The organism is Bradyrhizobium sp. USDA 4472 (assembly GCF_054058595.1).
Window position 1 is genome coordinate 2,376,733 of sequence record NZ_JBSSAM010000001.1, and the last position, 24,593, is coordinate 2,401,325.

Consider the following 24,593-nt stretch of genomic DNA (forward strand, 5'->3'; position numbering starts at 1 on the left):
GGCTCTGCGCGGCATATTGAACGGCCGCGCGGAGTTCGATCGCTAATTCGGACGCATTCGTAGCCTCACGCCGCAGGATTGTGGCTACACTGTCCAGAACAGGAAGGGTGGAGACATGCCAAGGATCAACCGCGACGGCGTCGGCATTTATTACGAGGTTCACGGCGAGGGGCCGCCGCTGCTGCTCACGCACGGCTATTCCTCCACCTCCGCGATGTGGCACGGCCAGATCGAGGCGCTCGCGCGCGACCACAGCCTTATCCTGTGGGACATGCGCGGCCACGGTCAGTCCGACTACCCCGATGATCCCAAAGCCTATAGCGAAGCACTCACCGTCGGCGACATCGCGGCGATCCTCGATGCTGTCGGCGCCACCAGCGCCATCATCGGCGGGCTGTCGCTCGGCGGCTACATGTCGCTTGCGTTCTACCGCGCCCATCCGACACGCACGCGTGCGCTGCTGATCATCGACACTGGGCCCGGCTTCAAGAAGGACGAGCCGCGCGAGGCCTGGAATGCGCGGGCGCTCGCCACGGCCGACAAGCTCGACCAGGAAGGACTCGCCGTGCTGAAAGCGGCAACGCGCGAGCGCGCCACCGCCAGCCATCGCGACGCCAAGGGACTGGCGCTCGCCGCGCGCGGCATGCTGACCCAGCGCGATGCCAAGGTCATGGAGTTGCTGCCCGAGATCAAGGTGCCGTCGTTGATCGTGGTCGGCGCCGACGACACGCCGTTCCTGGCGGCGTCGGATTACATGGCAGCCAAGATCCCCGGCGCACAAAAGGTCGTGATCCCCGCGGCCGGACACGCCGTCAATATCGATCAGCCCAAGGCTTTTGTTGACGCCGTGGTGGCTTTCCTGAAGAACTTGCCGGCGTAGGCGGCGAACGGGGATCAAGACGATGAGGCGGACAATCTTGGCTGCGGGCGCAGCGCTTCTCTCGGTGGCAGCGTCGGTGCAGGCCGAACCGTTCGGCACGGCGCCGCTGCGCCGTCCCTTCGTCGAGACCCTGTCGAACAACACGCCGCTTGCGTTCGGGATGGACGCGGACCAGACCGCGCACGCCCTCGGACAGCCCCTGCAATATGTCCGCGGACGCCGCGGCAACGAGATCTATCTGGCGCTTCGCGAACTCGGCGGCAGCGGCCTGTTGCCGTCCCGCAACCGCCTGTTCCTGCAATTCCGTCACGGCCGGCTGGCAGGATGGAAAGAGGATTACGGCGACAACTGGATGTGGGAGTGAGCGCGCAAACGCGAGCCCCTGCATGGACGATCAACAAAGAAGGACAACCCGCGTGGGACAAGACATCAAACTGACGGCGTCGGACAACTTCCAGCTTGGCGCCTATCGCGCCGATCCCGCAGGCCACCCGAAGGGTGCCGTGGTGGTGATCCAGGAGATTTTCGGCGTCAATCACCACATCCGCTCGGTCTGCGACCGCCTCGCCGGCGAAGGCTATGTCGCGATCGCGCCGTCGATCTTCGACCGGACGTCGCCGGGCTTCCAGTCCGGCTATACGCCCGATGAGATCGCGGAAGCGCGCAAATTCGTCGCCAATCCCGACTGGGCGGCGATGCTGCGCGACACCCAGGCCGCGATCGACGCAGTGAAAAGCACAGGCCCGGTCGGCATCATCGGCTTCTGCCTCGGCGGCAGCATCGCCTTTGTCGCGGCGACGCGGCTGAACGGCCTGAAGGCCGCGATCGGCTATTACGGCGGCGCCGTCGTGCGCTTTGCGGATGAGACCCCGAAGGTGCCGACGCAACTGCATTTCGGCGAGAAGGATCAGGGCATCCCGCTCACCGACGTCGAGACCGTCAAGACGAAGCGGCCCGACGTCGAAGTGTTTACCTATCCGGGCGCGCAGCATGGCTTCCATTGCGACGAGCGGCCGAGCTACGACAAGGCGAGTTCCGACATCGCCTGGCCGCGCAGCATGGCGTTCTTTGCCAAGCATTTGAAGTGACGCCACAGGCGTCATCCCGCGAGCGGAAATCGGGTGGCTGCATCACGGCGCGCGGCGATAGAGCTGGCTGACCAAGCCAGTTCACGCCGGGAGATCGTCATGCAGCAGCCCAACACCAACCTCGTCATCCGCAACCCGTTCGGCACCATGGACGTGCCTGATCCCGGCGACGCCGAAGTCATGCACTACGCGGTATCAGCTGCGTTGGCCGGCGATGCCGACGACGTCAATGCGGCGCATTGGGCATCCCTTCCGGCGCTGTCCGACCCGCTCGAGGGCACCTGGGCGAGCCGCTGGAACGGCGGTGCCGATCCGACCATTGCCGGCGATACGCCGGAGAGATGGAAGCAGGGCCGCGCGGAGGTCCGTGTCGTCGGCGAAAGGATCCATCTGCGCTTCGATTGGGACGAGGGCCGACGCCACGGACTGATCGATGCCGTGCGCGACGGCGGCAATGGCCTGATCGGGAAATACATCAACCTGACCAATCCCGCGATCGTCAGGCCATGGATCGGTCTCGTGGTCGATGCCACGCGCATTGACGGCTGCTTTCCGAACGGCCGGCTTGATTTCAGACGCTGAACGAGGCGCGGAAAGCGTCTAGAACCAGCGCTCGCCCACGAACACGGTGTCGCCGGGGCTGACGGGCGTGCCGAGCGGCACGACAGCGCGCATGGCGCCACCGGCTTCGGTGTGAGTCACGGTGACCACGTCGCGCTTGGCGCGCGGCGAGAAGCCGCCGGCGATCGCGACCGCGCTCTCGACCGTCATGTTGGGCACGTAAGGGATATTGGCCGGGCGCTGCGACCTCGCCGAGAATGAAGAACGGGCGATAGGACTCGATCTCCACGGCGACCGACGGCTCGCGGATATAGCCGTTGCGCAGGCGCGCGGCGATTTCACCGGCGAGCCCCGCCGTGGTGCGGCCACGCGCCGGCACCGCGCCGATCAGCGGCATGGTGATGGAACCGCCGGCATCGATGGCGTAGCTGTTGGTGAGACCTTCCTGGCCGTAGACCACCACGCGCAGCTTGTCGCCGGCATCGAGATGATAGGAGGCGTCGTAGCGCACGGGTGCAGCGACCATCGGCGCGGCATAAGCGACCGGCACCGGCGCGGGACCCGCGGCAAAGGAGTTGGCGAGCGCATCGATGGCGCCGCCGCCATTGTTGGCAACCACGGCCGGCTGCGGCGCGCTGTAGGGCTGGCCGTAAGCCATGGTGTCGAGATCGGGACGGGGCGGCATGTACGCGACGGAGCCGGTTGTCTGCATGCAGCCGCCCAGGTTCAGCGCGGCGGACGCTGCCAAGATCGACCATCGAAACGCGCGTGCAACCGGCACCGGACCATCCCTACCGACGAGACGGCTCCAGTGATGCACCGGTTATGGTTAATAAAGGGTTGAAGGGCAGACCGCGGCCGCACCCTCCATGGGAGGGTAAGCACGACGTCGCTTCGACGACTTGCAATTACGCGCTCACGCCCACGCCGATGGGACACGACACGCCGGTGCCGCCAAGGCCGCAATAGCCGGCGGGATTCTTCGCCAGATATTGCTGGTGGTAGTCCTCGGCGAAATAGAACGGACCCGCGGGCGCGATCTCGGTGGTGATGGCGCCGAGGCCCTTTGCGGCGAGCGCTTTCTGATAGAGCGCCTTGGATTCGTCAGCCGCCTTCTTCTGTGCACCGGAATAGGTGTAGATCGCACTTCGGTATTGCGTGCCGACGTCGTTGCCCTGGCGCATGCCCTGCGTCGGGTTGTGGTTCTCCCAGAACGTCTTCAGCAGCTTCTCGTAGGAAATCTTCTTCGGATCGAACACGACCAGCACCACTTCGGTGTGGCCGGTGCGGCCCGAGCAGGTCTCTTCATAGGTCGGGTTCGGCGTATGACCGCCGGCATAGCCGACGGCAGTGGTATGGATCCCCTCGCCAAGCTCCCAGAATTTCCGTTCGGCGCCCCAGAAGCAGCCGAGCCCGAACACCGCCTGCTCAAGGCCATCGGGGTAAGGCGGCTGCAACTTGCTGCCGTTGACGAAATGGAAGCTCGCAGTCGGAATCGGCTGCGTTCGGCCGGGCAGCGCGTCGGCCGCGCTCGGCAACGTGGTGGACTTGCGCATGAACAGCATGATGGGATCTCCGAGAAACGAGCTGGCGCGCGCCTGAACCAGGTGTTCAGGCGGCGTTCTCGCGATCGAGTGGGAATATAGGTCTCTACGGAGGAAGCGGCAGTCTTGTTACGCCGCCATTCGCGAGATCAATCCCGGCGGGAATTGAAGAGATCAATCCCGGCGGGAATTGAGCAGATCAATCCCGGCGGGAATTGAGCAGATCAATCCCGGCGGGAATTGAGCAGATCAATCCCGGGAATAGCCGATCAGCGGCTTGCGCGGGCGGAACACGATCATCAACACGATGCCCAGAATGCCCAGAACGGCGAAAACCGGCTGGTCGAGCACCAGGCGGATCACCGAGGTCCAGAGCCAGGGCGCCTTGGCCTCGACCCAGGTCCGGAAGGCGGATTGGCTGGCCTGGTTGATGTCGTTCCAGAACTGGCCGAACCGGGTGAAGCGCAGGGTCTGGTCGGCCACCCAGCGGGCGCCGTCATAGACCACGAAGAAGAACCCGCAGGCCAGCAGCAACAAGCCAATCAGACGGAAAAAGCCGCGGATCATGCCTCACCCTATATGCCCGCCCGACCGGACGAGCCCTTGGAAATGCCGTCAGCCAATAGCCGGGAGACGGCAGAAATTCAACCTCATCAGGGCGTTACGGCCGCCCTTGGCACGCCCTCGGACCTGCTTTTCCAGCCCCTAAAGCGTTGACGGTGCCAAAGACGCCCTCTATAAGGGCGCCAACTGGCGGTGGGCGCAATCCTGCCGCCGCTGTTCTTTGAGCAGTTGCAGGCTCTTTTGAGCCTCAGAGATGGCCGCAAAGCCATCGCTCATGTTCCGGGGACGGCCCAGCAACCGAACACCCTAAATCCGAGCGTCGATTCCGCGGTCAAGCTGCCGGCGCTATCAGACCAAGACGCGACCGGTACCCGCAAAGGACATTGAGACCATGGCCAACACCACCTCCGCCAAGAAAGCGACGCGCAAGATCGCCCGCCGCACCGCTGTCAACAAGTCGCGCCGCACCCAGATGCGCGGCGCCGTGCGTAACGTCGAGGAAGCGATCAAGACCGGCGATCGCGCCGCCGCCGTCAAGGCGCTCGCCAGTGCCGAGCCCGCGCTGATGCGTGCTGCCCAGCGCAACATCATTCACAAGAACAACGCCAGCCGCAAAGTCTCGCGCCTCACGGCGCAGATCGCCAAGCTCGCGAAGTAAATTCGCGAAGCAAGTTGTTCGCGCGAAGCCGATCTTCATTCGATCGGTTGATGCGAACATCGCGTTCGGCAATCAGCCCGGCTTCGCGCCGGGCTTTTTGTTGCCTGTCACAATTCACGGCTTCTGTCTTTTCGCCAACACGTCATTCCCTCGAAGACTCCTCTCGTCTCCGCCGAGCGGTATCCGTATTTTACCTGTTGCTGTTTTTGCAACACCGGAAACTTCTCATCGCGGTGCAAAAAACCCCTGCGGGGCGGCCTCAAAGTTGAATTCATGCGCGCGCGGTTCTGCACACCGTAGTTTCACCGGATCAGCTTTCGCGCTCGGGTTACCCTTCCAAACGAGACTCAAAAAACGATGGCTCGCTAATCACTTATCGACATAGCAGCGACAAGCATTTGGAAAATTCGCGCGCGCGGCGCGTGCGTGACGATTTTGTAAAAATTTTTTGGCGTGAGGGGAGTCGTTGTCACACGATGCGTGCGATTTTCGATTCTGTGCACGAATCCAAAAACTTGGTCTCAAGCCTGTGAACAACTCGTGCGCGACGTTAACGCTGGTCAAGTTTTTTGACGCCTCAAGTGTGAATCAATTTCGTTGCGAGTCTTTCCGCTTAGTGTATTCCTTAAGTCGTTCGCGGCGCCCACGATCTTGAGACCAGCGCGGTTTAAGAAACGAGGCGAGCGTGCAAATCGGCGGCGGTGTGCACGTAGGCGACGCTTCAACAAGCGATTGTCGGATCAAACCCATAGGAATATGGGAACGGTAGCTCTTTGTCTTGATGTCTCCAAGCGAGATCCTGGTGATCCCGCTCGCGCCTTGTGCAGAAGAGACACATTGGGGCTGCCCCGACACGCGTGATGGCGAAGCCGAACGGACAACGTGTGCAGACGGGCAGGACATCCGCGACTGGAGTACGGCGCGGGAGTTCTTTTACGCAGGACCTTGCCGTGAGCAATCACGGCAGGACGGGGAGGTATCATGTCCTACGGACTCAACGCGGTGTTGACTGAAGTATCATCGTCCAACGGTGCCGTTTCCAATCCGTCCTGCGATCATCCCCCCATTTGTGAGAGCGCGCACAGTACGCGCTGACCTCGCGACCCCTCCATCCCTGACATCGCTGATCTGACCGACGGCGTTCCCGCCGGATCGTTGAGCTATGCCTGAGGATGGACTCGCTCGAGGTCGCGTCACCGCAGAGGTCCTCTTGGGAACTCTGGGTGGCGTCCACCACGCAACCTTATCTCTCAAGAAAAGTTTTCAAATGATGACGACATCGGAACAGGATCGCTGGTCGCGCGTGAAGAATCGCCTGCGCACGAACGTTGGCGAAGACGTCTATACGAGCTGGTTTGCGCGCATGGATCTCGAGGGCGTGCAGGATGAGAGCGTGCGGCTCTCGGTGCCCACCCGCTTCCTGAAGAGCTGGATCCAGGCCCATTATGCCGAGCGCGTGCTGTCGTGCTGGCAGGCCGAGATGCCGGAAGTGCATCGCATCGATCTCACCGTTCGCTCCGCCGTGCGCCCCGTGGTGCAGCCGAAGGAAGCGCCGGCCCCCGTCGAGATGCGCCGCGCGCCTGCGCCGGAGCTGCGTTCGACCGCGACCGCGCCGGTGTCCGCCAATCACGATGCGCTCGGCGGCTCGCCGCTCGATCCGCGCCTGACGTTTGCAAGCTTCGTCGTCGGCCGCTCCAACACGCTGGCGCATGCCGCCGCACGTCAGGTCGCCGAAGGTCGGCGCGGCGATCCCGTGATGTTCAACCCGCTCTACATTCATGCGGGCGTCGGCCTCGGCAAGACGCATCTGCTGCAGGCGGTGACCTGGGCCGGCAATTCCGGCAACGAGCGCAAGGTGCTCTATCTCACCGCGGAAAAATTCATGTACGGCTTCGTCGCTGCGCTGAAGACGCAGACGGCGCTGGCCTTCAAGGAAGCGCTGCGCGGCATCGACGTGCTCGTGATCGACGACCTGCAGTTCCTGCAGGGCAAGTCGACGCAGGCCGAGTTCTGCCACACGCTGAATGCGCTGATCGATGCCGGGCGCCAGGTCGTGATCGCGGCCGACCGTCCGCCGTCCGATCTCGAAAGCCTGGACGATCGCGTCCGCTCGCGCCTCGCCGGCGGCCTCGTGGTCGAGATGGGCTCGCTCGGCGAGGAGCTGCGCCACGGCATTCTCCAGTCGCGCGTCGCAGCCGCCCGCACTCACCATGCGACGTTCGAAGTGCCCGAGGAGGTGCTGACCTATCTGGCGCGCGCCATCACGCATAACGGCCGCGACCTCGAAGGCGCGATCAACCGCCTCTTGGCGCATTCGAAGCTCAACAACCGGCCGGTGACGCTGGAAATGGCCGAGCACGAGGTGCGCGACCTGATCCGCCCCTCGGAGCCGAAGCGGATCAAGATCGAGGACATCCAGCGCGTGGTGGCGCGGCAGTATAACGTCAGCCGCTCCGACTTGCTGTCGTCGCGCCGGACCGCGAATGTGGTGCGGCCGCGCCAGGTGGCGATGTACCTCGCCAAGACGCTGACCCTGCGCTCGCTGCCGGAGATCGGCCGCCGCTTCGGTGGCCGCGACCACACCACCGTGCTGCACGCCGTCCGCAAGATCGAGGCGCTGGTTTCCAAGGACAACGCGCTGTCCGAGGAGGTCGAGTCGCTCAAGCGCCAGCTGCAGGAATAAACGGCCGAGGAATAAACGCCTAAGGCTCCCGCCAATCTGCCGCCGCTCCGGCCACGCCGGGGCGGCGGTGGTGTTTTTGGCTGTAAATCGTGGGGAACCAGCCCCCAATCCCTTGAAACGGATGGCTTTCCGCGCCACTTTACGCGGCCCCGACGGCTTTTCGATCCTCTCCGCGATGATCCAGCTTTTGGGGCCTTCGGTGCCGTGGCGCGCTCTCCTCCGCCCGGCTTTTTCATCTTTGGGGATCGGGCGAGTAGTGCAATGAAGGTTACGGTCGAACGCGCGCAACTCCTGAAATCGCTGGGCCATGTCCACCGCGTGGTGGAGCGCCGCAACACGATTCCGATCCTGGGCAACGTGCTGGTCCGCGCCGAGAACGCGAAATTGTCGCTGAAGGCGACCGACCTCGACCTCGAGGTGACGGAGACGTTTGCAGCGGAAACCGCGACCGCCGGCTCCACCACCGTGCCGGCGCACATGTTCTACGACATCGTGCGCAAGTTGCCTGACGGCTCGCAGATCGTGCTGGAGGCCGACGGCGACCGCGCGGTGCTGGCGATCCGCGCCGGCCGCTCGCGCTTCACGCTGCAGACCCTGCCGGAGAATGATTTCCCCGATCTCGCCGCCGGCGACCTCTCGCACTCGTTCAGCCTCGCCGCCAAGGACGTCAAGCGGCTGATCGACCGCACCCAGTTCGCGATCTCCACCGAGGAGACGCGCTATTACCTCAACGGCATCTATCTGCATGCCGCCGGCACGGCGAAGGCCGCGACCCTGCGCGGCGTCGCCACCGACGGCCACCGCCTCGCCCAGCTCGACCTGGTGCAGCCCAAGGGCGCCGAAGGCATGCCCGGCGTGATCGTGCCGCGCAAGACCGTCGGCGAGGTGCAGCGCCTGATCGAGGACACCGAAGCCGAAATGACGATCGAGCTGTCGCAGGCCAAGATCCGCTTCACGATCGGCAATGTGGTGCTGACCTCCAAGCTGATCGACGGCACCTTCCCCGACTACGGCCGCGTCATCCCGCAGGGCAATGACAAGGAGCTCGTCGTCGACAAGAAGGATTTCGAGAACGCGGTCGACCGCGTCTCCACCATCTCCAGCGAGCGCGGCCGCGCGGTGAAATTGTCGCTGTCGCCAGGCAAGCTGGTGCTGTCGGTGACCAATCCGGATTCCGGCAGCGCCACCGAAGAGATCGAGGTCGAGTACGCCTCCGACGCGCTCGATATCGGCTTCAACTCCCGTTACCTCCTCGACATCGCCGCCCAGATCGAAGGCGACGTCGCAGTGCTCCGCCTCGCCGACCCCGGCTCGCCGACCCTGGTGCAGGACAAGGACGACAAGAGCGCATTGTATGTGCTGATGCCGATGCGGGTCTGAGGGGGGGTGGTCCCTCGCCAGATCCACACCATCGGCCGACCGCCAAGCATCTTCGCCAATTCGCGAAGAACATGCGGCACGAGCCGACAGGTGCGGAAGCAGCTATGTGGCGTCTGCCGGGGGATCGTCGGCTATCCGCCTCCAAGTTTCGCCGACAAGTTCCGATCGAGAATTACGTTCTTGATTTCGTCTGTTTCGACGAGCGCCTCGTGATCGAGTTCGACGGCAGTCAGCATGCGGAATCGCAACGCAGCTCGGCATGCCGTACTTTTCGGTGAGGATTTCTCAATCGCCCGCTATTGGAACAACGACGTGTTGCAGCAACCCGCTTCCGTGTTGGAGGACATTCCTGCAAAGCTTGCCGGGCGGTAAGATACCCCTCGCCCGTCGCCTCACTACGTGAGGCGCCACCCTCCCCCACAAGGGGGGAGAAAAGCAAAGCCCGGCAATGACGAGCCAACATGACCCCCTCCCGCATCCATCGCCTGACGTTGACGCATTTTCGCAATTATCGGGCGGCGGGGCTCGAGACGGCGGCTGACATGGTGGCGCTGGTCGGGCCGAATGGGGCAGGCAAGACCAATTGCATCGAGGCGATCTCGTTCCTGTCGCCGGGACGCGGCTTGCGGCGCGCCACGCTGGAGGATGTCGCCGACAACCAGGGCGATGGCTCCTGGGCCGTGTCGGCTCAGGTCGAGGGCGCGCTGGGGCTGGCCACGCTCGGCACCGGCCTCGAGCCGCCGCGCGCAGATGCCGCGATGAGCCGGCGCTGCCGCATCGACCGCGAACCGGTCAATTCCGCCTCCGCCTTCGGCGACCACATCCGCATGGTGTGGCTGACGCCGGCGATGGACGGCCTGTTCATGGGCGCCGCGTCCGAGCGGCGGCGCTTCTTCGACCGCCTGGTGCTCGCGATCGACGTCGAGCACTCCAGCCGCATCAACGCGCTGGAACGTTCGCTGCGCTCGCGCAACCGCCTGCTCGAGACGCGCAATTACGACGACCATTGGTGTGACGCGATCGAGCGCGAGACCGCCGAGCTCGCCGTCGCGGTCGCAGCAACACGCGGCCAGACCGCAGCGCGCCTCACCGGCATGCTGAATACGCGCGCGCAAGCCTCTGTCTTTCCCTCCGCGCAAATCGCACTCGACGGCTGGATGGAGAATGCGCTGCTGAGCGAGACTGCGACCTCGGTCGAGGACCGCTACCGCCAGATCCTGCGCGACAACCGCCCGCGCGATGCGATCGCCGGCCGCACCACCGACGGCCCGCATCTCACCGATCTTCAGGTGATTTACGCGCCGAAAAGCATGCCCGCGCGCGACGCCTCAACCGGCGAGCAGAAGGCGCTGCTGATCGGGCTGGTGCTGGCGCACGCGACGCTGGTTGCCGAGATGACCGGCATCGTGCCGCTGCTCTTGCTCGACGAGGTCGTCGCCCATCTCGATCCCAACAGGCGCGCCGCGCTGTTCGACGAGCTGCGCAAGCTCGGCGCGCAGGTGTGGCTGACCGGCGCGGATCCGGCTGCGTTTGCCGAGATCGGCGCAGGCGGCGAAGTCTTTGACGTCGAGAGCGGACGCGTTTCCGCGCGGCGATAGCCTGATGCCTTGAACCCCGCTTATTCGGGCCGCGACTAGGACTTTGAGGCCGCTGCCTACGGTGTGGCAGCCGTTGCAATCGCGCGATCGACACGCGCGATATCCCTGGAGAAGAACCATGATGACGGTCAGGCCCGGGACCAAGGTCCCGGCGCGATGGCGGCTGTTCGTGTGCGGCCTCGCTCTGCTCGCGTGCAGCCTCGCCGCGGCAACCACGACCGGATGGATGCCGCATCTGCCGCCGCTGTTCTCGTCCGAGCTCGCGCCGGATCCCGATGCCGCGTTACCCGCGCCGACGAGGACCAGCTATCGCGAGATCGGCACCACAAAGATGCTCGGCAGCGCGACTCCGCTGCGCACCAAGCTCACGGCCCGCATCCCCGCAGGACTTGACGAGGTGCTCGCGTTCTACCGCAGCGAGCTCGGCAAGCTCGGCTGGCAGGAGCAGCACGATGACGCCGTGATCGCCAGCGATCACGTCAGGCTCGCCTTCGTCACGCCGCTGGGACCGGCGGCGCTGGAGCTGGACCGCAAGGAGAGCAGCACCCTGGTCAATCTGGTGCAGCGAAACAAGGAGGCTGCCGCCATGGCGCATGTGATGCCGACGCCCGGCCGCGCGGCGCTGATGTTCACCAATCTCGGCGACAAGGAGGCCGTGCTCACGCTCGACAACCACACCGTCACGCTTCCGCCTCGTGCCGGCAGGGAGCGCCCCGAGGCGCCGCTGTTCAACATGCCGCCGGGCAAATATTCATACGCGTTGAAGGTCGACGGCCGCTCGAACCGCGACACGACGATCGAGCTCGCGGCCGGCGATGCCTGGGAAGTCACGGTCGGTCCCGAAGGCGATTTGTGGTCGCCGCTCCAGCTCTATTGAACCTGCGCCGTTCCCGCCGCGACCAGCTGTCTGGGCCGGGCATGGCGACCGGTACCATCACAGTGGCCGCAGGCGAGGCTTGGTCCCTCAGATTGGGGGAGGACGACAGGAAGCCTGATCAGATCTCCTGAACCAGAGGACCGTTCCCCGCGCCAAGGCGCCTCGGAACAGGCCTCCGGACCCCGTACAAATCCACGCCTTCCAAGGACCGAAAACGGGGTCTCGAATCGGGCTTTTGGCGAGGCTCGGAATCGGCCTTCGCGGGCCTTGAAACCGGGCCCAAAAACCCTATCTGCTCAAAGGGTTGCCGGGAGATACTTTGCGCTAGGCGCAAGCCCTCTTTCATGGCACAAATAGCTTCCAAATCAGCGCCTTTTGCGCCGCTGATTCGGGCGACATTTCGAAGGCCTCTCATGACAGAACCTGCTCGGCAGCCTGCTGCCGAAAACGAGCCCTCCACCGCGAGCGAATACGGCGCGGAATCAATCCGCGTGCTCAAAGGGCTCGATGCCGTCCGCAAGCGTCCCGGCATGTATATCGGCGACACCGATGACGGCTCGGGCCTGCACCACATGGTGTACGAAGTCGTCGACAACGCGATTGACGAGGCGTTGGCGGGCCACGCCACGCGCGTTGACGTGATCCTCAATGCCGACAATTCCGTCACCGTGCGTGACGATGGCCGCGGCATTCCGGTCGACATCCACAAGGGCGAAGGCATCTCGGCGGCCGAGGTCATCATGACCCAGCTGCACGCCGGCGGAAAGTTCGACCAGAACTCCTACAAGGTGTCCGGCGGCCTGCACGGCGTCGGCGTCTCCGTCGTCAACGCGCTGTCGAGCAAGCTTGGCCTGCGGATCTGGCGCGACGACAAGGAGCACTACATCGAGTTCGCCCATGGCGATGCGGTCGCGCCGCTGAAGGTGGTCGGTGATGCGCCGGGCCGGCGCGGCACCGAGGTGACGTTCCTCGCCTCGCTCGAAACCTTCAAGAACGTCGAATATGATTTCGCCACGCTCGAGCACCGGCTGCGCGAACTCGCCTTCCTCAATTCCGGCGTCAACATCGCCCTCTCCGACATGCGTCATGCGGTCGAGAAGCGCGAGGAGATGTACTATTCCGGCGGCGTCGAGGAGTTCGTCAAATATCTCGACCGCAACAAGAAGGCCCTGGTGCCCACGCCGATCATGGTGCGTTCGGAGGCCAACGGCATCGGCGTCGAGGCCGCACTGTGGTGGAACGACAGCTACCATGAGAACGTGCTGTGCTTCACCAACAACATCCCGCAGCGTGACGGCGGCACTCATCTCGCCGGTTTCCGCGGCGCGCTGACGCGCCAGGTCAACGGCTATGCCGAGGCCAATGCCAAGAAGGAAAAGATCGCGCTCACCGGCGACGACTGCCGCGAAGGCCTCACGGCCGTGCTGTCGGTGAAGGTGCCCGATCCGAAGTTCTCGTCGCAGACCAAGGACAAGCTGGTGTCCTCGGAAGTGCGTCCCGTGGTCGAGAACGTCCTCAACGAGGCGCTCCAGGCCTGGTTCGAGGAGCACCCGTCCGAGGCCAAGATGATCGTCGGCAAGGTGATCCAGGCCGCCGCGGCCCGCGAGGCCGCGCGAAAGGCGCGCGAATTGACGCGCAAAAGCCCGCTCTCGGTCTCCTCGCTGCCCGGCAAGCTTGCCGACTGCCAGGAAAAGGACCCGGCCAAATCAGAGCTCTTCATCGTCGAGGGTGACTCGGCAGGCGGCAGCGCCAAGCAGGGCCGCAACCGCGAATTCCAGGCCGTCTTGCCGCTGCGCGGCAAGATCCTCAACGTGGAACGCGTTCGTCCCGACAAGATGCTGTCGTCCGAACAGATCGGCACGCTGATCACCGCACTCGGCACCGGCATCAGCGACGAGTTCTCGATCGAGAAGCTGCGCTACCACAAGATCATCGTGATGACCGACGCCGACGTCGACGGCGCCCATATCCGCACGCTCCTGCTCACCTTCTTCTACCGGCAGATGCGCGACATCATCGACGGCGGCTATCTCTATATCGCCCAGCCGCCGCTCTATAAGGTCAGCAAAGGCAAGTCCGAGCAGTATCTGAAGGACGAGCGCGCGCTGGAGGATTATCTGATCGACGCCGGCCTCGACGACTGCATCTACGTTCCCGGGAGCGGCGGCGACCGCTCGGGACGCGACCTGCGTCAGCTGGTCGACGATGCCCGCGTGGTCCGCAGCATCCTGCGCAACCTCCACAGCCGCTATAACCGCAAGGTTGTCGAGCAGGCTGCCATCACGGGCGTGCTCAACAAGCAGGTCTACGGCAACCCCGAGAACGCCACGGCCGCGGCGCAATACATCGCGACCCGGCTGGACAGCCAGGCCGAGGAGGTCGAGCGCGGCTGGGTCGGGCAGTTCGTCGAGGGCCAGGGCTTCGTGTTCGAGCGCACCGTGCGCGGCGTCAAGGAAGCAGCCGTGATCGACGACGCCCTGCTCGGCTCGGCCGAAGCCCGCAAGCTCGACGAATACGCGCCCAAACTCCAGGACGTCTACGCTCGCTCCGGCAAGCTGCGCCGCAAGGACAGCGAGCATGTGGTGCACGGCCCAACCGATCTGTTCGAGGCGGTCACCGAAGCCGGCCGCAAGGGCATCACGCTGCAGCGCTACAAAGGCCTGGGCGAGATGAACCCGGAACAGCTCTGGGAGACCACGCTCGACACCGACGTGCGCTCGCTGCTGCAGGTGAAGGTCAAGGAGGTCGACGAGGCCGACGACATCTTCACCAAGCTGATGGGCGACGTGGTCGAACCGCGCCGCGACTTCATCCAGGAACATTCGCTCAGCGCGACGATCGACATTTGAGGCTTGCTTGGCCTCTCCCGCTTGCGGGAGAGGCGAAGCGCTCGGCAGCGCAATTGCGCGCCTGAGCGCGGCGGGTGAGGGTTCTTTCCTCCCGGGAATTGTCCCATTGCGGAGACACCCTCTCCCCGGCCCACTCCCGCAAGCGGGAGAGGGAGCCGCACCGTCGCCGTTGCAACCATCACGCTCGAATTGATACCCCGATCAATTCGCTATAGTTTCCGCCTCCAAAGCAGCCCGCCCCACCACACCAGGACGGAGAGATCCACGTGGCGCCCATCCAATACATCGTCGAGGGCGGTCACCGGCTCTCGGGCTCGATCGAGCCGGCCGGCAACAAGAATTCGGCGCTGCCGATCATCGCGGCCGCGCTGCTCACCGAGCATCCGGTGACGCTTCAGAACGTGCCGCGGATTCGCGACACGGAGACGCTGGTCGAGTTGATCCGCTCGGTTGGTGCATCCGCGGAATGGACGGAGCGCAACACGCTTCACATCCACGCCAAGAGCATCCGCGCCGCCGATCTCGATCCCGAGCTCTGCGTCCGCATCCGCGCCTCGATCCTGCTTGCCGGCCCCCTGCTCGCGCGCTGCGGCGAGGTGATGCTGCCGCCGCCGGGCGGCGACGTCATCGGCCGGCGTCGGCTCGACACCCACGTGCTCGCACTGGAACAGCTCGGGGCCAAGGTCACCGCAACCGACCGGCTCGAATTCCGCGCGCCAAAACTCACGGGCGCCGACGTGTTCCTGGACGAGCCGAGCGTCACCGCGACCGAGAACGCGCTGATCGCCGCCGTTGCGGCCAACGGCGTCACTTATCTTCGCAACGCGGCTTCCGAACCGCATGTGCAGGACCTCGCCAATTTCCTGGTCGCGCTCGGCGCGAAGATCGAGGGTATCGGCACCAACACCATGGTGATCCACGGTCCGGCGACGCTGGGGGAAGCAAGCTATTCGATCCAGCCGGACCATATCGAGGTGGGCTCGCTGATCGGACTTGCCGCCGTGACGCGCTCGCCACTTCGGATCGTCCGCGCCGGCGTCGAGCATCTGCGTTCGATCCGCATGGGTTTCGAGCGGCTCGGCATCGTCTGCCGCGTCGAGGGCGACGATCTCATCGTGCCGTCGAACCAGACGCTGAAGATCCAGGACGATTTCGGCGGCCACGTGCCGAAGCTCGAGGACCAGCCCTGGCCGGCCTTCCCCGCCGATTTGATGTCGATCGCGATCGTGACCGCCACGCAATGCGAGGGCGTGATCCTGATGTTCGAGAAGATGTTCGAGTCCAGGATGTTCTTCGTCGACAAGCTGATCGGCATGGGCGCGCGCATCGTGCTCTGCGATCCGCATCGCGCCATCATCGCCGGGCCCAGCCGGCTGCACGGCGCAACGCTGAGCTCGCCCGACATCCGCGCGGGCATGGCGATGCTGCTCGCAGCCGCGTGCGCCGAGGGCACCTCCACCATCAACAACGCCGACCAGATCGAACGCGGCTACGAGCGCATCGACGAACGGCTGAACGCGCTCGGCGCGAAGATCCGGCGCGTCCCGGAACGCAAGGGCTGAGCGCTTTCTTGCTTCTCCCCTCGTGGGAGAAGGTCGAAAGCTGAGCCATGTTTTCGACGCCTGGTCGTGCTATCTCAACCCGCCATGCTCGACAGCGTCCAATCACAACAGCCGCCGCAAGCCGGCGTGCACAGCAGCCATCTCGCGCAGGAATTCGTCGAGACGCTGCGGCTGGCCGTGCCGATGATGCTGACGCAGCTCGGGCAGATCGCGATGATCACGAGCGATCTCGTGCTGATCGGAAGGCTCGGCGAGGATTCGGTGGCGGCTGCGGCACTTGCGCACACCGTCTATTTCGTCAGCTTCACCTTCGGGCTTGGATTGATGGCCGCGGTGTCGCCGCTGGCGGCCCAGGCGTTCGGCGCCGGTGACGGCAGACGCATCCGCCTCTCCTTGCGCGTCGGCCTCTGGGCGGCGTTGCTGATCTCGCTGCCTATGATGGCCTCGCCACTCTATGGCGAGCACATCCTGACGGCGCTCGGACAGGCGCCGCATTCGGCCGCGCTCGCACAGCGCTACCTGAATGGCCTCGCCTGGGGCATCGCGCCGGCGCTCGGCTTCATCGCGATCCGCAGCATGATGAGCGCGGTGAACCGGCCGCAGGCGCCGCTGTGGATCACGCTCGCGGCGATCCCCGCGAATTTCGCGCTGGTCTATTGCCTGATCCATGGCCTGTTCGGCCTGCCGGAGCTCGGCCTGTTCGGCGCGGGGCTTGCGACCACGCTGGTCAATCTGGGCACCTTCGTGGCCGCGCTCGCCATCGCCGCCTGGCGCAAGCCGTTCGCAAACTATCATCCGCTCGCGCATCTGTGGCGGATCGACTGGCCCTTGATGCGCCGGCTGATCGTGATCGGGGCGCCGATCTCGTTTTCACTGCTGCTGGAATACGGCCTATTCTCTTCGGCGGCGCTGTTGACGGGACTGATCTCGACCACCGCGCTTGCCGCGCACCAGATCGCGCTCCAGGTCACGGCCGTGCTGTTCATGGTCCCGCTCGGCATCGGCATGGCTGCAACCGTTCGGGTCGGCCACGCGTTCGGCCGCAACGAGCCGGCCGGCGTCCGACGCGCGGGCCTCGTCGCAGCGGTGCTCGGCATCACGTTCGTCGCAGGCCTGACGATCGCCATCATCCTCGGCCGCTATGAAATCGGCCGGCTGTTCCTCGGCAGCAGCGAGGCCAGCGCGCCGACGGTCGCGTTGACCGCAACGCTGCTCCTGGTCGGCGCAACCTTCTTCGTGGCCGATGCGCTCCAGACCATCATGGGCGGCGCGCTGCGCGGCATCAATGACACAACGATGACGCTGGTGTTCGCGGCGATCGGATATTGGTGCGTCGGCTTCCCGATCGCCTGGATGCTTGCCTTCCATGCCGACCTTGGCGCGGTCGGCGTCTGGATCGGACTGTCGATCGGATCGTTCGTTTATGCCGGACTCCTGATCTTGCGTTTCCGGACGCTGACGCGCAAGATCGCGGGATGACGGGCCCTGTTCGCGAAATCACGCCTGATGTCGAGGCCGGCACCGTGCTGGCAGGCGCGCAATTCATCGACGCGTTTCGCGTCGATATCGGCAAAGCGGCGGTGAACGCCCGCGAAGCCTGCACGAGGATGGTCCTGAACGGGCCGCGCTGGGTCGATGCGCTGGTGCGGCTGCGCAACGTTCTCGTGACGCCGTTCGGGCTCAAGACATCGGGCGAAGGCGCGCCGGCGCCCGGCGGCGTTATCGGCCTGTTTCCGGTGTTGAGCGAGACACCGGAGCGGCTGATCGCCGGCTTCGATGATTCTCACCTCGATTTCCGCATTGTGGTCGATGTGGCCGGGAATGCAGCGAGCCGCCAGGTCACGTTGACCACCCTGGTGAAAACAAACAATCTGCTCGGCCGGATCTATCTCGCGCTGATCACCCCGTTCCACAAGCTCGTGGCCCGCGGCATGATGGCGAGGATCGAGCAGCCGGCGCGATGAGCCGGCTTCTTTGCTGCCGCTAACTCACTTCGCGACCTTCACCGGCCCATCCGCCGCGGCTTCCGACCATTCGCCGACGACGCGATCGAGATCGCACAGGTTCTGGTGCATCTGCTCCAGCGAGAAACCGAGTGCGAAAAAGCGCTCCGCGGTCTCGGCGGGCTGGCCGCGGATCAGGCCGTCCCGGCGCACGGCCGCAACCGCCTCGGAATAATGCCGGAGCGCGAGATGCACGGGATGGATCGGCGGCGCGCCGGCGCCCTCGCGGATGGCTTCGGCGGCCGATTTCAGGAACCGTACGATCGCCGCGCTGACTTCCGCCAGCGGCGCGGCGAGCCTGACCTGCACCTCGACCGGCAGCGGCACCACGGTGGCGCGGCCGATCATCACCACGTCATGGCGTAGCCGCAGGATCGTGCGCAGCAAGGGACCGGTATCAGGGCCGCTCGACAGCCGCGCCGAACGCTCGCGCTCGGCCTCGGTACCGATCGCATTCATGCCCACCATGGCGGTGCCGATGCCGTCCTGGATCCGGTGCAGCGCATCGTTGTCGCGGCCCCGCGTGAGGCCAGCAAGCAATTCGTTGAAAGCCTCCGCGATCAGCTCGAGCAGCTTCGCCGCGCTGGCGCGGATCTGCCTGACGGCGCGCGAGGGCAGTACCAGGAACGAGACCAGCAGTCCGGTGATGGCGCCGACGCCGACCTCGCAGACGCGATCGATCGCCGACGCCATGGGATCGGCATGATGCATGGTCGGAACCAGCAGCACGATCACGGCGGTCACGGTGGCGGTGCTCAGGTTCGGATAGATCGCAGCGACGAAGGCGAGCGGCGCGACGGCCAGCACCAGCAGCCCCAGCAGGCCCGCTTCGCTGGAGTAGGAAAGCGTGATCGCGATGGTGCCGCCATAGATGGCGCCGCCGATCGTGCCGAGCATGTAGTCGCGCGTCGCCTTCAGCGAGCGGCCGACGCTCATCTGGGTCACGATCAGCGAGGTCAGCACCGCCCAGAGCGGCAGCAACAGATGCAGCGCGGTCGCGATCGCATAGGCCGCCACCGCCGCGACCGTGACCCGGATCGCCAGCCCCAATTGTGTTCGCCGCGACCGGATCCGGTCGACCAGCTCCTTTGCGCCTGCCATCGTCTGATGTCCCGATCCTCTCCAAAGCCAGCCGAAAGCATAGCTGATGCCCGCAGCCCCGAGGCCGCTTGAAAGGCAAAATCACCCCGCCTAACTTGCCGGCCAAAACGAGGAAACACGATGGCCCACGAAACCGCAACGCTCGCAACGTATGTCGCCAAGCTGAAATTCGCCGATATTCCGGCGGAGGTGCTGGAGCGCGCCAAGGTGCTGACGCTGGATTTCCTGGGCAGCGCCATCCGCGCGAGGAGCGAAGCCGAATCCACGCCTTCGCTGCTGAAGATGCTGGAAGCGCTGGCGCTCGACACCAAGGGCGACTCCACCGTGTTCGGCGACAGCAAGACCTGGACGCCGGCGATCGCCGCCCTGCTCAATGGCGCGCTCGGCCATTCCCTCGATTTCGACGACACGCATGCGGATTCCTCGCTGCATCCGAGCGCACCGGTGGTTCCAGCCGCCTTCGCCGTCGGCGAGATGGTCGGCGCCTCCGGCCGCGATGTGCTGACGGCTGTCGTCGCGGGCTATGAGGTCTGCTGCCGGCTCGGCAATGCGCTGGATCCGACCTCGCATTATGCGCGCGGCTTCCATCCGACCGCGACCGCCGGCACCTATGGCGCCGCCGCGGCGGCGGCAAAATTGTTTGCCCTCTCCGAGGCGCAGATCATCGCCGCCTTCGGCGTTGCCGGCAGCCAGGCCGCGGGCTCGCTGCAATTCCTCGTCAACGGCGCCTGGAACAAGCGCTACCAGGTCGGCGCCGCCGCGATGAACGGCGTGATCGCAGCGACGCTGGCGCGCAATGATTTCGTCGGCGCGACGGAATCGGTCGAAGGCAAGCACGGCCTGCTCGCCGGCTACACCGATGACGCGCATCCCGACAAGGCGGTGGCCGGGCTCGGCGACACCTACGAGACCATGAAGATCGGGGTGAAGCCCTATCCGAGCTGCCGCTACACCCATGCCGCGATCGACGCGCTGATCGCGATGCGGCGCGAGCACAATCTGACGCCCGACCAGGTCAAGCGGGTCGAGATCGGCCTGCACCGCAACGGCATCACCCTGACCGGCGATGCCGCGACCAAGCGGCATCCGACCTCGATCGTCGGCGGCCAGTTCTCGATGTTCTTCACCGGCGCGCTCGCACTCGACCAGGGCTCGTTCGGCTGGGACGATTACAGGCGCTTGGGCGATGCCGCCATCGACGCCCTCGCCGACAGGTTCGACGTCGTGCAGGACGACCGGTTAGAGGTTGGCCGCACGCATCCTTTCGGCGCGCGCGTCAGCATCACGACTGATGACGGCGTGCACGAGCGGCTCTATGCCGATCCCTCCGGCGAGCCGACCTCTTTCCCCGATGCGCAGACGATGCAGCAGAAATTTCTGACGCTGGCGCGGCCCGTGCTGAATGCGCGGGCCGACAAGTTCGCCGACGCGATCATGACGCTGGAGCGTTTCGATCGCGTGGCGAAGGCGACGGAGCTGGGGCGGCAGTAGAGGCCTAATTCACGTCCGCCAGCTTCGCCTTCTCGCGCGTTGTCGCCACGACCTCGCGCACGAGATCGAACACGCCGTCCGCACCCGGCGGGAAGTTCGGCGAACGGCCGAGGCGCACGATCACCAGCTGCTCCGACGGAATCACGATCGTGTATTGCCCGATCGTGCCCTTGGCAAAGAACGCATCGCGCGGCCAGCCGTGCTCCAGCCGAAACTTCGCGCCAAAGCTGTTGCCCTGATTGGTCCAGAAACCGGCCCCGATGCCGACCCACGCATTTGGCGTGGCTGAAGCCGAGTAGTTCACCCATCCCTCCGGCAGGATCCGCTTGCCGCCAACGACGCCGTCGTTCAGGTAGAGCTGGCCGAAGCGGGCCCAGTCGCGCGCGGAGGCCATCATCTCGCCGGAGCCCTCGATCGTGCCCGAAGCATCGAGCTGAAGCGTGACATGGTGCATGCCGAGCGGCGCGAACAATTCGCGACGCGCGAAGGCCAGCGCATCGGCCGGCTTGCCGCCGGCGGCGCGACGGATCAGATCCGCGAGAATGATGCTGTTGCCGTCGTGATAATTCCACGCCGTGCCCGGTGCCGTCGCAAGCGACGCACGCTCGGCAAAGCTCGCCATATCGTCCTCGGCGTATTTCATGGTGTTGACAGGCTCGAGCACCGAGCCCAGCGAGGCCTGCAACGAGCTTCCAAGCGCAATGCCGGCGGTATGCCGCAGCAATTGGTCGACGGTGATGGCATGACGCGGATCATCAGGATTTTGCCAGGCGGCGACGGGCGCGGGCCCATCGAGCTTCACCCTGCCCTGGCGCACCAGGATGCCTGTCAACGCCGAGGTCACCGACTTGGTCATGGAGAAGCCGAGCAGCTGCGTCTGCGGGCCGATGCCGTCGGCATAGCGCTCGGCAATGATGCGGCCATTCTTCATGACGACAATCGCGCGGGTACGGCGATAAGGCGGCTGGGTTGGCTCGGCGAAGGCGCGGTCGAGCGCCGCCGACAAGCCCTTGCTTTGCGGCGTCACAAGTCCCGGACCGGCGATCTCGGGCAGCAATGCCGGCTGCTTGTCGTCAGGCGGCAGCGCGACGTCGGCGATCCCCTGGCCGTGCTCGAGCGTGCAGCCGAGCCCCTCGCGATAGACGGCATGGCTGCGGCCGATGCCGAACAACGTCACCGTGACGTCCTTGCGGGCGCGATCGATCCGGAGATTCATCGCCCAGGTGAGCAGATCGGCACCCGGCATCGCATCGGTGGTCTCGGCAAGGTCGCGCTTGGGATCGAGCCCGGAGACGAACGTCTCCGAGCAGAGCGTATGCGCGATGAAGCCGGTGGCAATCTTGGGCACGTCACGCGCCCGCGCCGCGCCGAGCGCGAGGCCGGCACAGGCGATGGCGGTCGTAGCGAGCATGATCTTACGGCGACGGGTCACGGGCTTTCTCCAGCTGCGGGGCGAGTGCGGGAGAGCAGGCCGGAAGCGGGCGACACGCGCTCGCCGGATTTGGAAAATGACCTGGTTGAAACTGGTCGAGGCTGGTCGATTCTGGAATTCTTCCGTGATTTCAAAGGGCTGAATATCTAGGCCGCATCGACCTTGAGGCGCCGGTATTCCGTCGGCGTCACGCCCGTGACCGCCTTGAAGGCGCGATTGAAAGGGCCAAGGGACTGGAAGCCGGCGTCCATCGCAATGGTGATGACGGGAACCTCGGCCTGAGAGGGATCAGCGAGCGCGGTCTTGGCTTCCTCGATCCGGTGGTTGTTGAGGAAGACATTGAAGTTGCGATAGCCGAGCCGCTGGTTGATCAACCGCCGGAGCCGGTATTCCGGAATTTTCAGCCGGGTGGCCAGGGCGCCGATGGTGATGTTCTCCTGACGATAGATCCGCTCGTCCGCCATCAGCCGCATCAGGGCTTCGATGAGCTTTTGATCGGCGGAATCATCGGTCGCGGGCCGACTGAAAACATGGGGTGGCGCGGGCTCCGCCTCGGCCGGAAACAAATCCGTCCCGTCGATGCGCATCATGGCATAGACGATCGCCGCGACGGTGCAGGCCAGCACGCCAGCATTGATGGTTTCGGCTGCAGCCCCGACGTGGTGGCCGGCGGTGGCGATCTGGAGCACCGCGTTCAGCCCGCCATAGAGTGCGATGGCGCAGACGATGAAAACGCGAACGCGGCGGCGGCGCTCGACCAGATCGGCCGGCCAGGACGCGATCATCTGCCCGACCGCAAGCGCGATGAAGCCGAGCGAGATCAGATTGACCACTGTCACCGAGAACCGCACATGGCCGCTGGGTGCAATCCAGACGCAGCCCGCGAAGCTGAAACCCGCTACCGGCGCCCAGATCAGGCCGTGCCACCAGCGCAGGCGAAACTCGTCGTGGAACAGGGCGCGGGTGAACAGCCAGAACACCACGATGGTGCCGGTCGATATTGCGACCAGCGGCGCATGCCAGAGCGGGATCGGCGACGTGACATCCAGCGAATAGCTTACAACATGCGCGACCGAGCTCAGCGCGAAGGCCGCACCCAGGCGGGCCGCCGGCACGTTGCGAAAATCCTGCAGCAGCGACGCCGCCAGCACCAGCAGCAGCGCGACGCTGGCGGCGCGAAAGGCGAGGTCGAGGGCGGCGAGGGACATCGAAGACTGCGCGAGTGGGTTTGAGCGGACCGAACATCGTCCGTCAGAACAATTTTTTCAAGCACCCGGGCGCTGTCAGGGTTAGCGGCGCCTCATCACGCGCCTGCGATGGTCTGTCAGGACGACGGCGATGCGAAATCCTGCTACGATCTGACCCACCAATAAAGAAGGAGCCCACCATGAGCTGGCAGCCCTCCAACGATCCCGTGCTCGGCGATCCCATGTCCTGCGATGCGCTCGATCTCGTCATCGTGCCGCGCACCCGCGATCTCGGCGACGGATTCGTCGTCCGCCGCGCGCTGCCGCACGGCAGGCGGCAGATGGTCGGGCCGTTCATCTTCTTCGATCATTTCGGCCCGGTGCAGTTCGTCTCCGGCAAGGGCATGGACGTGCGGCCGCATCCGCATATCGGGCTCGCCACCGTCACCTATCTGTTCGACGGCTCGATCATGCATCGCGACAGCGAGGGCAACGTGCAGGAGATCGCGCCGGGCGCGATGAATTTGATGACCGCGGGCCGCGGCATCGCGCATTCCGAGCGCACCCCGGATGCGCAACGTGCCTCGGGCCAGCAGATGCTCGGCCTGCAAAGCTGGATCGCGCTGCCTGAAGCCTCCGAAGAGATCGATCCCTCATTCCAGCATTATGCGGCGGGCGATCTGCCGATGATCTCCGAGCGCGACTTCACCGCGCGGGTGATTGCCGGCTCCGCCTTCGGCATCACCTCGCCGGTCAAGATGGTCTCGCCCTGGTTCTACACCGAGGTCACCGCCGCCGCCGGCGCGAGCGTGCCGCTCGACCCCGACCACGAGGAGCGAGCGATCTATGTGGTCGACGGCGAGGTCGAGATCGCGAACGAACGTTACGAGGGGCCGCGGTTGCTGATCTTCCGCCCCGGCGACCGCATCACCGTGAAGGCGCTGAAGGCGACGCGGATGATGTTTCTCGGCGGCGATGCCCTGGAGGGCCCGCGCCACATCTGGTGGAATTTCGTCTCCTCCAGCAAGGAGCGGATCGAGCAGGCCAAGCAGGACTGGAAAACCGGCCGCTTCGCGGCGGTTCCGCAGGAACATGAGTTCATTCCGCTGCCGGAATAGGCTAATCCGGTTTTCGG

At 65.1% G+C, this 24,593-nt stretch carries 20 protein-coding genes and 2 pseudogenes; 16 read left to right on the forward strand and 6 right to left on the reverse strand.

Going from position 1 to position 24,593, the window contains the following annotated elements:
- Positions 1 to 115: 115 nt before the first annotated feature.
- From ACVWZ4_RS10810 to ACVWZ4_RS10825, 4 genes are all read left to right on the forward strand, one after another.
- Positions 116 to 880, forward strand: a complete 765-nt coding sequence (locus ACVWZ4_RS10810; protein WP_456740273.1) for an alpha/beta fold hydrolase — start codon at positions 116 to 118, stop codon at positions 878 to 880.
- A 22-nt stretch (positions 881 to 902) separates the two neighbouring features.
- The gene (locus ACVWZ4_RS10815) at positions 903 to 1,244 is read left to right on the forward strand and encodes a hypothetical protein (RefSeq protein WP_456736686.1); all 342 of its coding nucleotides are present in this window, start codon (positions 903 to 905) and stop codon (positions 1,242 to 1,244) included.
- A gap of 52 nt (positions 1,245 to 1,296) precedes the next feature.
- A complete protein-coding gene (locus ACVWZ4_RS10820) occupies positions 1,297 to 1,968 on the forward strand; it encodes a dienelactone hydrolase family protein (RefSeq protein ID WP_456700647.1) in 672 nt (223 codons plus the stop codon).
- Between the two features lie 99 nt (positions 1,969 to 2,067).
- On the forward strand, positions 2,068 to 2,550 hold the full coding sequence (locus tag ACVWZ4_RS10825; RefSeq protein ID WP_456740274.1) for a hypothetical protein: 483 nt from the start codon (positions 2,068 to 2,070) through the stop codon (positions 2,548 to 2,550).
- 18 nt (positions 2,551 to 2,568) lie between these two features.
- Here the strand turns inward: ACVWZ4_RS10825 and ACVWZ4_RS10830 are convergent.
- The 3 genes and pseudogenes from ACVWZ4_RS10830 to ACVWZ4_RS10840 all read right to left on the reverse strand — a co-directional run bounded on the left by ACVWZ4_RS10830 (position 2,569) and on the right by ACVWZ4_RS10840 (position 4,640).
- Positions 2,569 to 3,310, reverse strand: a pseudogene (locus tag ACVWZ4_RS10830) (polysaccharide biosynthesis/export family protein).
- A gap of 127 nt (positions 3,311 to 3,437) precedes the next feature.
- The gene (gene msrA / locus ACVWZ4_RS10835; RefSeq protein WP_456700644.1) at positions 3,438 to 4,094 is read right to left on the reverse strand and encodes a peptide-methionine (S)-S-oxide reductase MsrA; all 657 of its coding nucleotides are present in this window, start codon (positions 4,092 to 4,094) and stop codon (positions 3,438 to 3,440) included.
- 228 nt (positions 4,095 to 4,322) lie between these two features.
- Positions 4,323 to 4,640, reverse strand: coding sequence for a hypothetical protein (locus ACVWZ4_RS10840; RefSeq protein ID WP_092231981.1), 318 nt, complete (start codon positions 4,638 to 4,640; stop codon positions 4,323 to 4,325).
- Between the two features lie 388 nt (positions 4,641 to 5,028).
- Here ACVWZ4_RS10840 and rpsT point away from each other — a divergent pair, with 388 nt between their 5' ends.
- The 10 genes and pseudogenes from rpsT to ACVWZ4_RS10890 all read left to right on the forward strand — a co-directional run bounded on the left by rpsT (position 5,029) and on the right by ACVWZ4_RS10890 (position 18,208).
- Positions 5,029 to 5,295: a 30S ribosomal protein S20 gene (rpsT, locus tag ACVWZ4_RS10845; RefSeq protein ID WP_084808323.1), complete on the forward strand. Its 267-nt coding sequence runs from the start codon at positions 5,029 to 5,031 to the stop codon at positions 5,293 to 5,295.
- A gap of 1,270 nt (positions 5,296 to 6,565) precedes the next feature.
- The gene (dnaA, locus tag ACVWZ4_RS10850; RefSeq protein ID WP_456738261.1) at positions 6,566 to 7,978 is read left to right on the forward strand and encodes a chromosomal replication initiator protein DnaA; all 1,413 of its coding nucleotides are present in this window, start codon (positions 6,566 to 6,568) and stop codon (positions 7,976 to 7,978) included.
- A 261-nt stretch (positions 7,979 to 8,239) separates the two neighbouring features.
- Positions 8,240 to 9,358, forward strand: coding sequence for a DNA polymerase III subunit beta (dnaN, locus tag ACVWZ4_RS10855; RefSeq protein WP_456736689.1), 1,119 nt, complete (start codon positions 8,240 to 8,242; stop codon positions 9,356 to 9,358).
- Positions 9,355 to 9,730, forward strand: a pseudogene (locus ACVWZ4_RS10860) (endonuclease domain-containing protein). The gene dnaN and the pseudogene ACVWZ4_RS10860 overlap by 4 nt, the downstream one beginning before the upstream one ends.
- A gap of 89 nt (positions 9,731 to 9,819) precedes the next feature.
- A complete protein-coding gene (gene recF, locus ACVWZ4_RS10865; RefSeq protein ID WP_456736690.1) occupies positions 9,820 to 10,956 on the forward strand; it encodes a DNA replication/repair protein RecF in 1,137 nt (378 codons plus the stop codon).
- 118 nt (positions 10,957 to 11,074) lie between these two features.
- Positions 11,075 to 11,833 (forward strand): hypothetical protein, encoded by a 759-nt coding sequence (locus ACVWZ4_RS10870; RefSeq protein WP_456736691.1) that lies wholly within the window; start codon positions 11,075 to 11,077, stop codon positions 11,831 to 11,833.
- Between the two features lie 413 nt (positions 11,834 to 12,246).
- Positions 12,247 to 14,682 (forward strand): DNA topoisomerase (ATP-hydrolyzing) subunit B, encoded by a 2,436-nt coding sequence (gene gyrB, locus ACVWZ4_RS10875; protein WP_456736692.1) that lies wholly within the window; start codon positions 12,247 to 12,249, stop codon positions 14,680 to 14,682.
- A 266-nt stretch (positions 14,683 to 14,948) separates the two neighbouring features.
- Complete coding sequence (gene murA, locus ACVWZ4_RS10880) at positions 14,949 to 16,244, forward strand: UDP-N-acetylglucosamine 1-carboxyvinyltransferase (protein ID WP_456736726.1); 1,296 nt, start codon at positions 14,949 to 14,951, stop codon at positions 16,242 to 16,244.
- Positions 16,245 to 16,328: 84 nt separating this feature from the next.
- Positions 16,329 to 17,723 (forward strand): MATE family efflux transporter, encoded by a 1,395-nt coding sequence (locus ACVWZ4_RS10885; protein ID WP_456700638.1) that lies wholly within the window; start codon positions 16,329 to 16,331, stop codon positions 17,721 to 17,723.
- On the forward strand, positions 17,720 to 18,208 hold the full coding sequence (locus ACVWZ4_RS10890; protein WP_456736727.1) for a DUF2867 domain-containing protein: 489 nt from the start codon (positions 17,720 to 17,722) through the stop codon (positions 18,206 to 18,208). The genes ACVWZ4_RS10885 and ACVWZ4_RS10890 overlap by 4 nt, the downstream gene beginning before the upstream one ends.
- Before the next feature lie 24 nt (positions 18,209 to 18,232).
- On the opposite strand, the gene ACVWZ4_RS10895 is transcribed toward ACVWZ4_RS10890, so the two are convergent.
- Complete coding sequence (locus ACVWZ4_RS10895) at positions 18,233 to 19,348, reverse strand: FUSC family protein (RefSeq protein WP_456740276.1); 1,116 nt, start codon at positions 19,346 to 19,348, stop codon at positions 18,233 to 18,235.
- Between the two features lie 120 nt (positions 19,349 to 19,468).
- Between ACVWZ4_RS10895 and ACVWZ4_RS10900 the strand changes: the two genes are divergently transcribed.
- Positions 19,469 to 20,839 (forward strand): MmgE/PrpD family protein, encoded by a 1,371-nt coding sequence (locus ACVWZ4_RS10900; protein ID WP_456700635.1) that lies wholly within the window; start codon positions 19,469 to 19,471, stop codon positions 20,837 to 20,839.
- 4 nt (positions 20,840 to 20,843) lie between these two features.
- Here the strand turns inward: ACVWZ4_RS10900 and ACVWZ4_RS10905 are convergent, their stop codons facing one another.
- Entirely contained in the window at positions 20,844 to 22,271 is a 1,428-nt protein-coding gene (locus ACVWZ4_RS10905; protein ID WP_456740277.1) for a serine hydrolase domain-containing protein, read from the reverse strand.
- 146 nt (positions 22,272 to 22,417) lie between these two features.
- Positions 22,418 to 23,479: a helix-turn-helix domain-containing protein gene (locus ACVWZ4_RS10910; protein WP_456740278.1), complete on the reverse strand. Its 1,062-nt coding sequence runs from the start codon at positions 23,477 to 23,479 to the stop codon at positions 22,418 to 22,420.
- A 179-nt stretch (positions 23,480 to 23,658) separates the two neighbouring features.
- Between ACVWZ4_RS10910 and ACVWZ4_RS10915 the strand changes: the two genes are divergently transcribed.
- The gene (locus tag ACVWZ4_RS10915) at positions 23,659 to 24,576 is read left to right on the forward strand and encodes a pirin family protein (RefSeq protein ID WP_456700632.1); all 918 of its coding nucleotides are present in this window, start codon (positions 23,659 to 23,661) and stop codon (positions 24,574 to 24,576) included.
- Positions 24,577 to 24,593: the final 17 nt, after the last annotated feature.

Bases quoted from the DNA above. Each gene is read 5' to 3' on its own strand.
- ACVWZ4_RS10810 (WP_456740273.1), top strand. From the start codon at position 116: ATGCCAAGGATCAACCGCGACGGCGTCGGCATTTATTACGAGGTTCAC.
- ACVWZ4_RS10815 (WP_456736686.1), top strand. From the start codon at position 903: ATGAGGCGGACAATCTTGGCTGCGGGCGCAGCGCTTCTCTCGGTGGCA.
- ACVWZ4_RS10825 (WP_456740274.1), top strand. From the start codon at position 2,068: ATGCAGCAGCCCAACACCAACCTCGTCATCCGCAACCCGTTCGGCACC.
- msrA (WP_456700644.1), bottom strand. From the start codon at position 4,094: ATGCTGTTCATGCGCAAGTCCACCACGTTGCCGAGCGCGGCCGACGCG.
- ACVWZ4_RS10840 (WP_092231981.1), bottom strand. From the start codon at position 4,640: ATGATCCGCGGCTTTTTCCGTCTGATTGGCTTGTTGCTGCTGGCCTGC.
- rpsT (WP_084808323.1), top strand. From the start codon at position 5,029: ATGGCCAACACCACCTCCGCCAAGAAAGCGACGCGCAAGATCGCCCGC.
- dnaA (WP_456738261.1), top strand. From the start codon at position 6,566: ATGACGACATCGGAACAGGATCGCTGGTCGCGCGTGAAGAATCGCCTG.
- dnaN (WP_456736689.1), top strand. From the start codon at position 8,240: ATGAAGGTTACGGTCGAACGCGCGCAACTCCTGAAATCGCTGGGCCAT.
- recF (WP_456736690.1), top strand. From the start codon at position 9,820: ATGACCCCCTCCCGCATCCATCGCCTGACGTTGACGCATTTTCGCAAT.
- ACVWZ4_RS10870 (WP_456736691.1), top strand. From the start codon at position 11,075: ATGATGACGGTCAGGCCCGGGACCAAGGTCCCGGCGCGATGGCGGCTG.
- gyrB (WP_456736692.1), top strand. From the start codon at position 12,247: ATGACAGAACCTGCTCGGCAGCCTGCTGCCGAAAACGAGCCCTCCACC.
- ACVWZ4_RS10885 (WP_456700638.1), top strand. From the start codon at position 16,329: ATGCTCGACAGCGTCCAATCACAACAGCCGCCGCAAGCCGGCGTGCAC.
- ACVWZ4_RS10890 (WP_456736727.1), top strand. From the start codon at position 17,720: ATGACGGGCCCTGTTCGCGAAATCACGCCTGATGTCGAGGCCGGCACC.
- ACVWZ4_RS10895 (WP_456740276.1), bottom strand. From the start codon at position 19,348: ATGGCAGGCGCAAAGGAGCTGGTCGACCGGATCCGGTCGCGGCGAACA.
- ACVWZ4_RS10900 (WP_456700635.1), top strand. From the start codon at position 19,469: ATGGCCCACGAAACCGCAACGCTCGCAACGTATGTCGCCAAGCTGAAA.
- ACVWZ4_RS10910 (WP_456740278.1), bottom strand. From the start codon at position 23,479: ATGTCCCTCGCCGCCCTCGACCTCGCCTTTCGCGCCGCCAGCGTCGCG.
- ACVWZ4_RS10915 (WP_456700632.1), top strand. From the start codon at position 23,659: ATGAGCTGGCAGCCCTCCAACGATCCCGTGCTCGGCGATCCCATGTCC.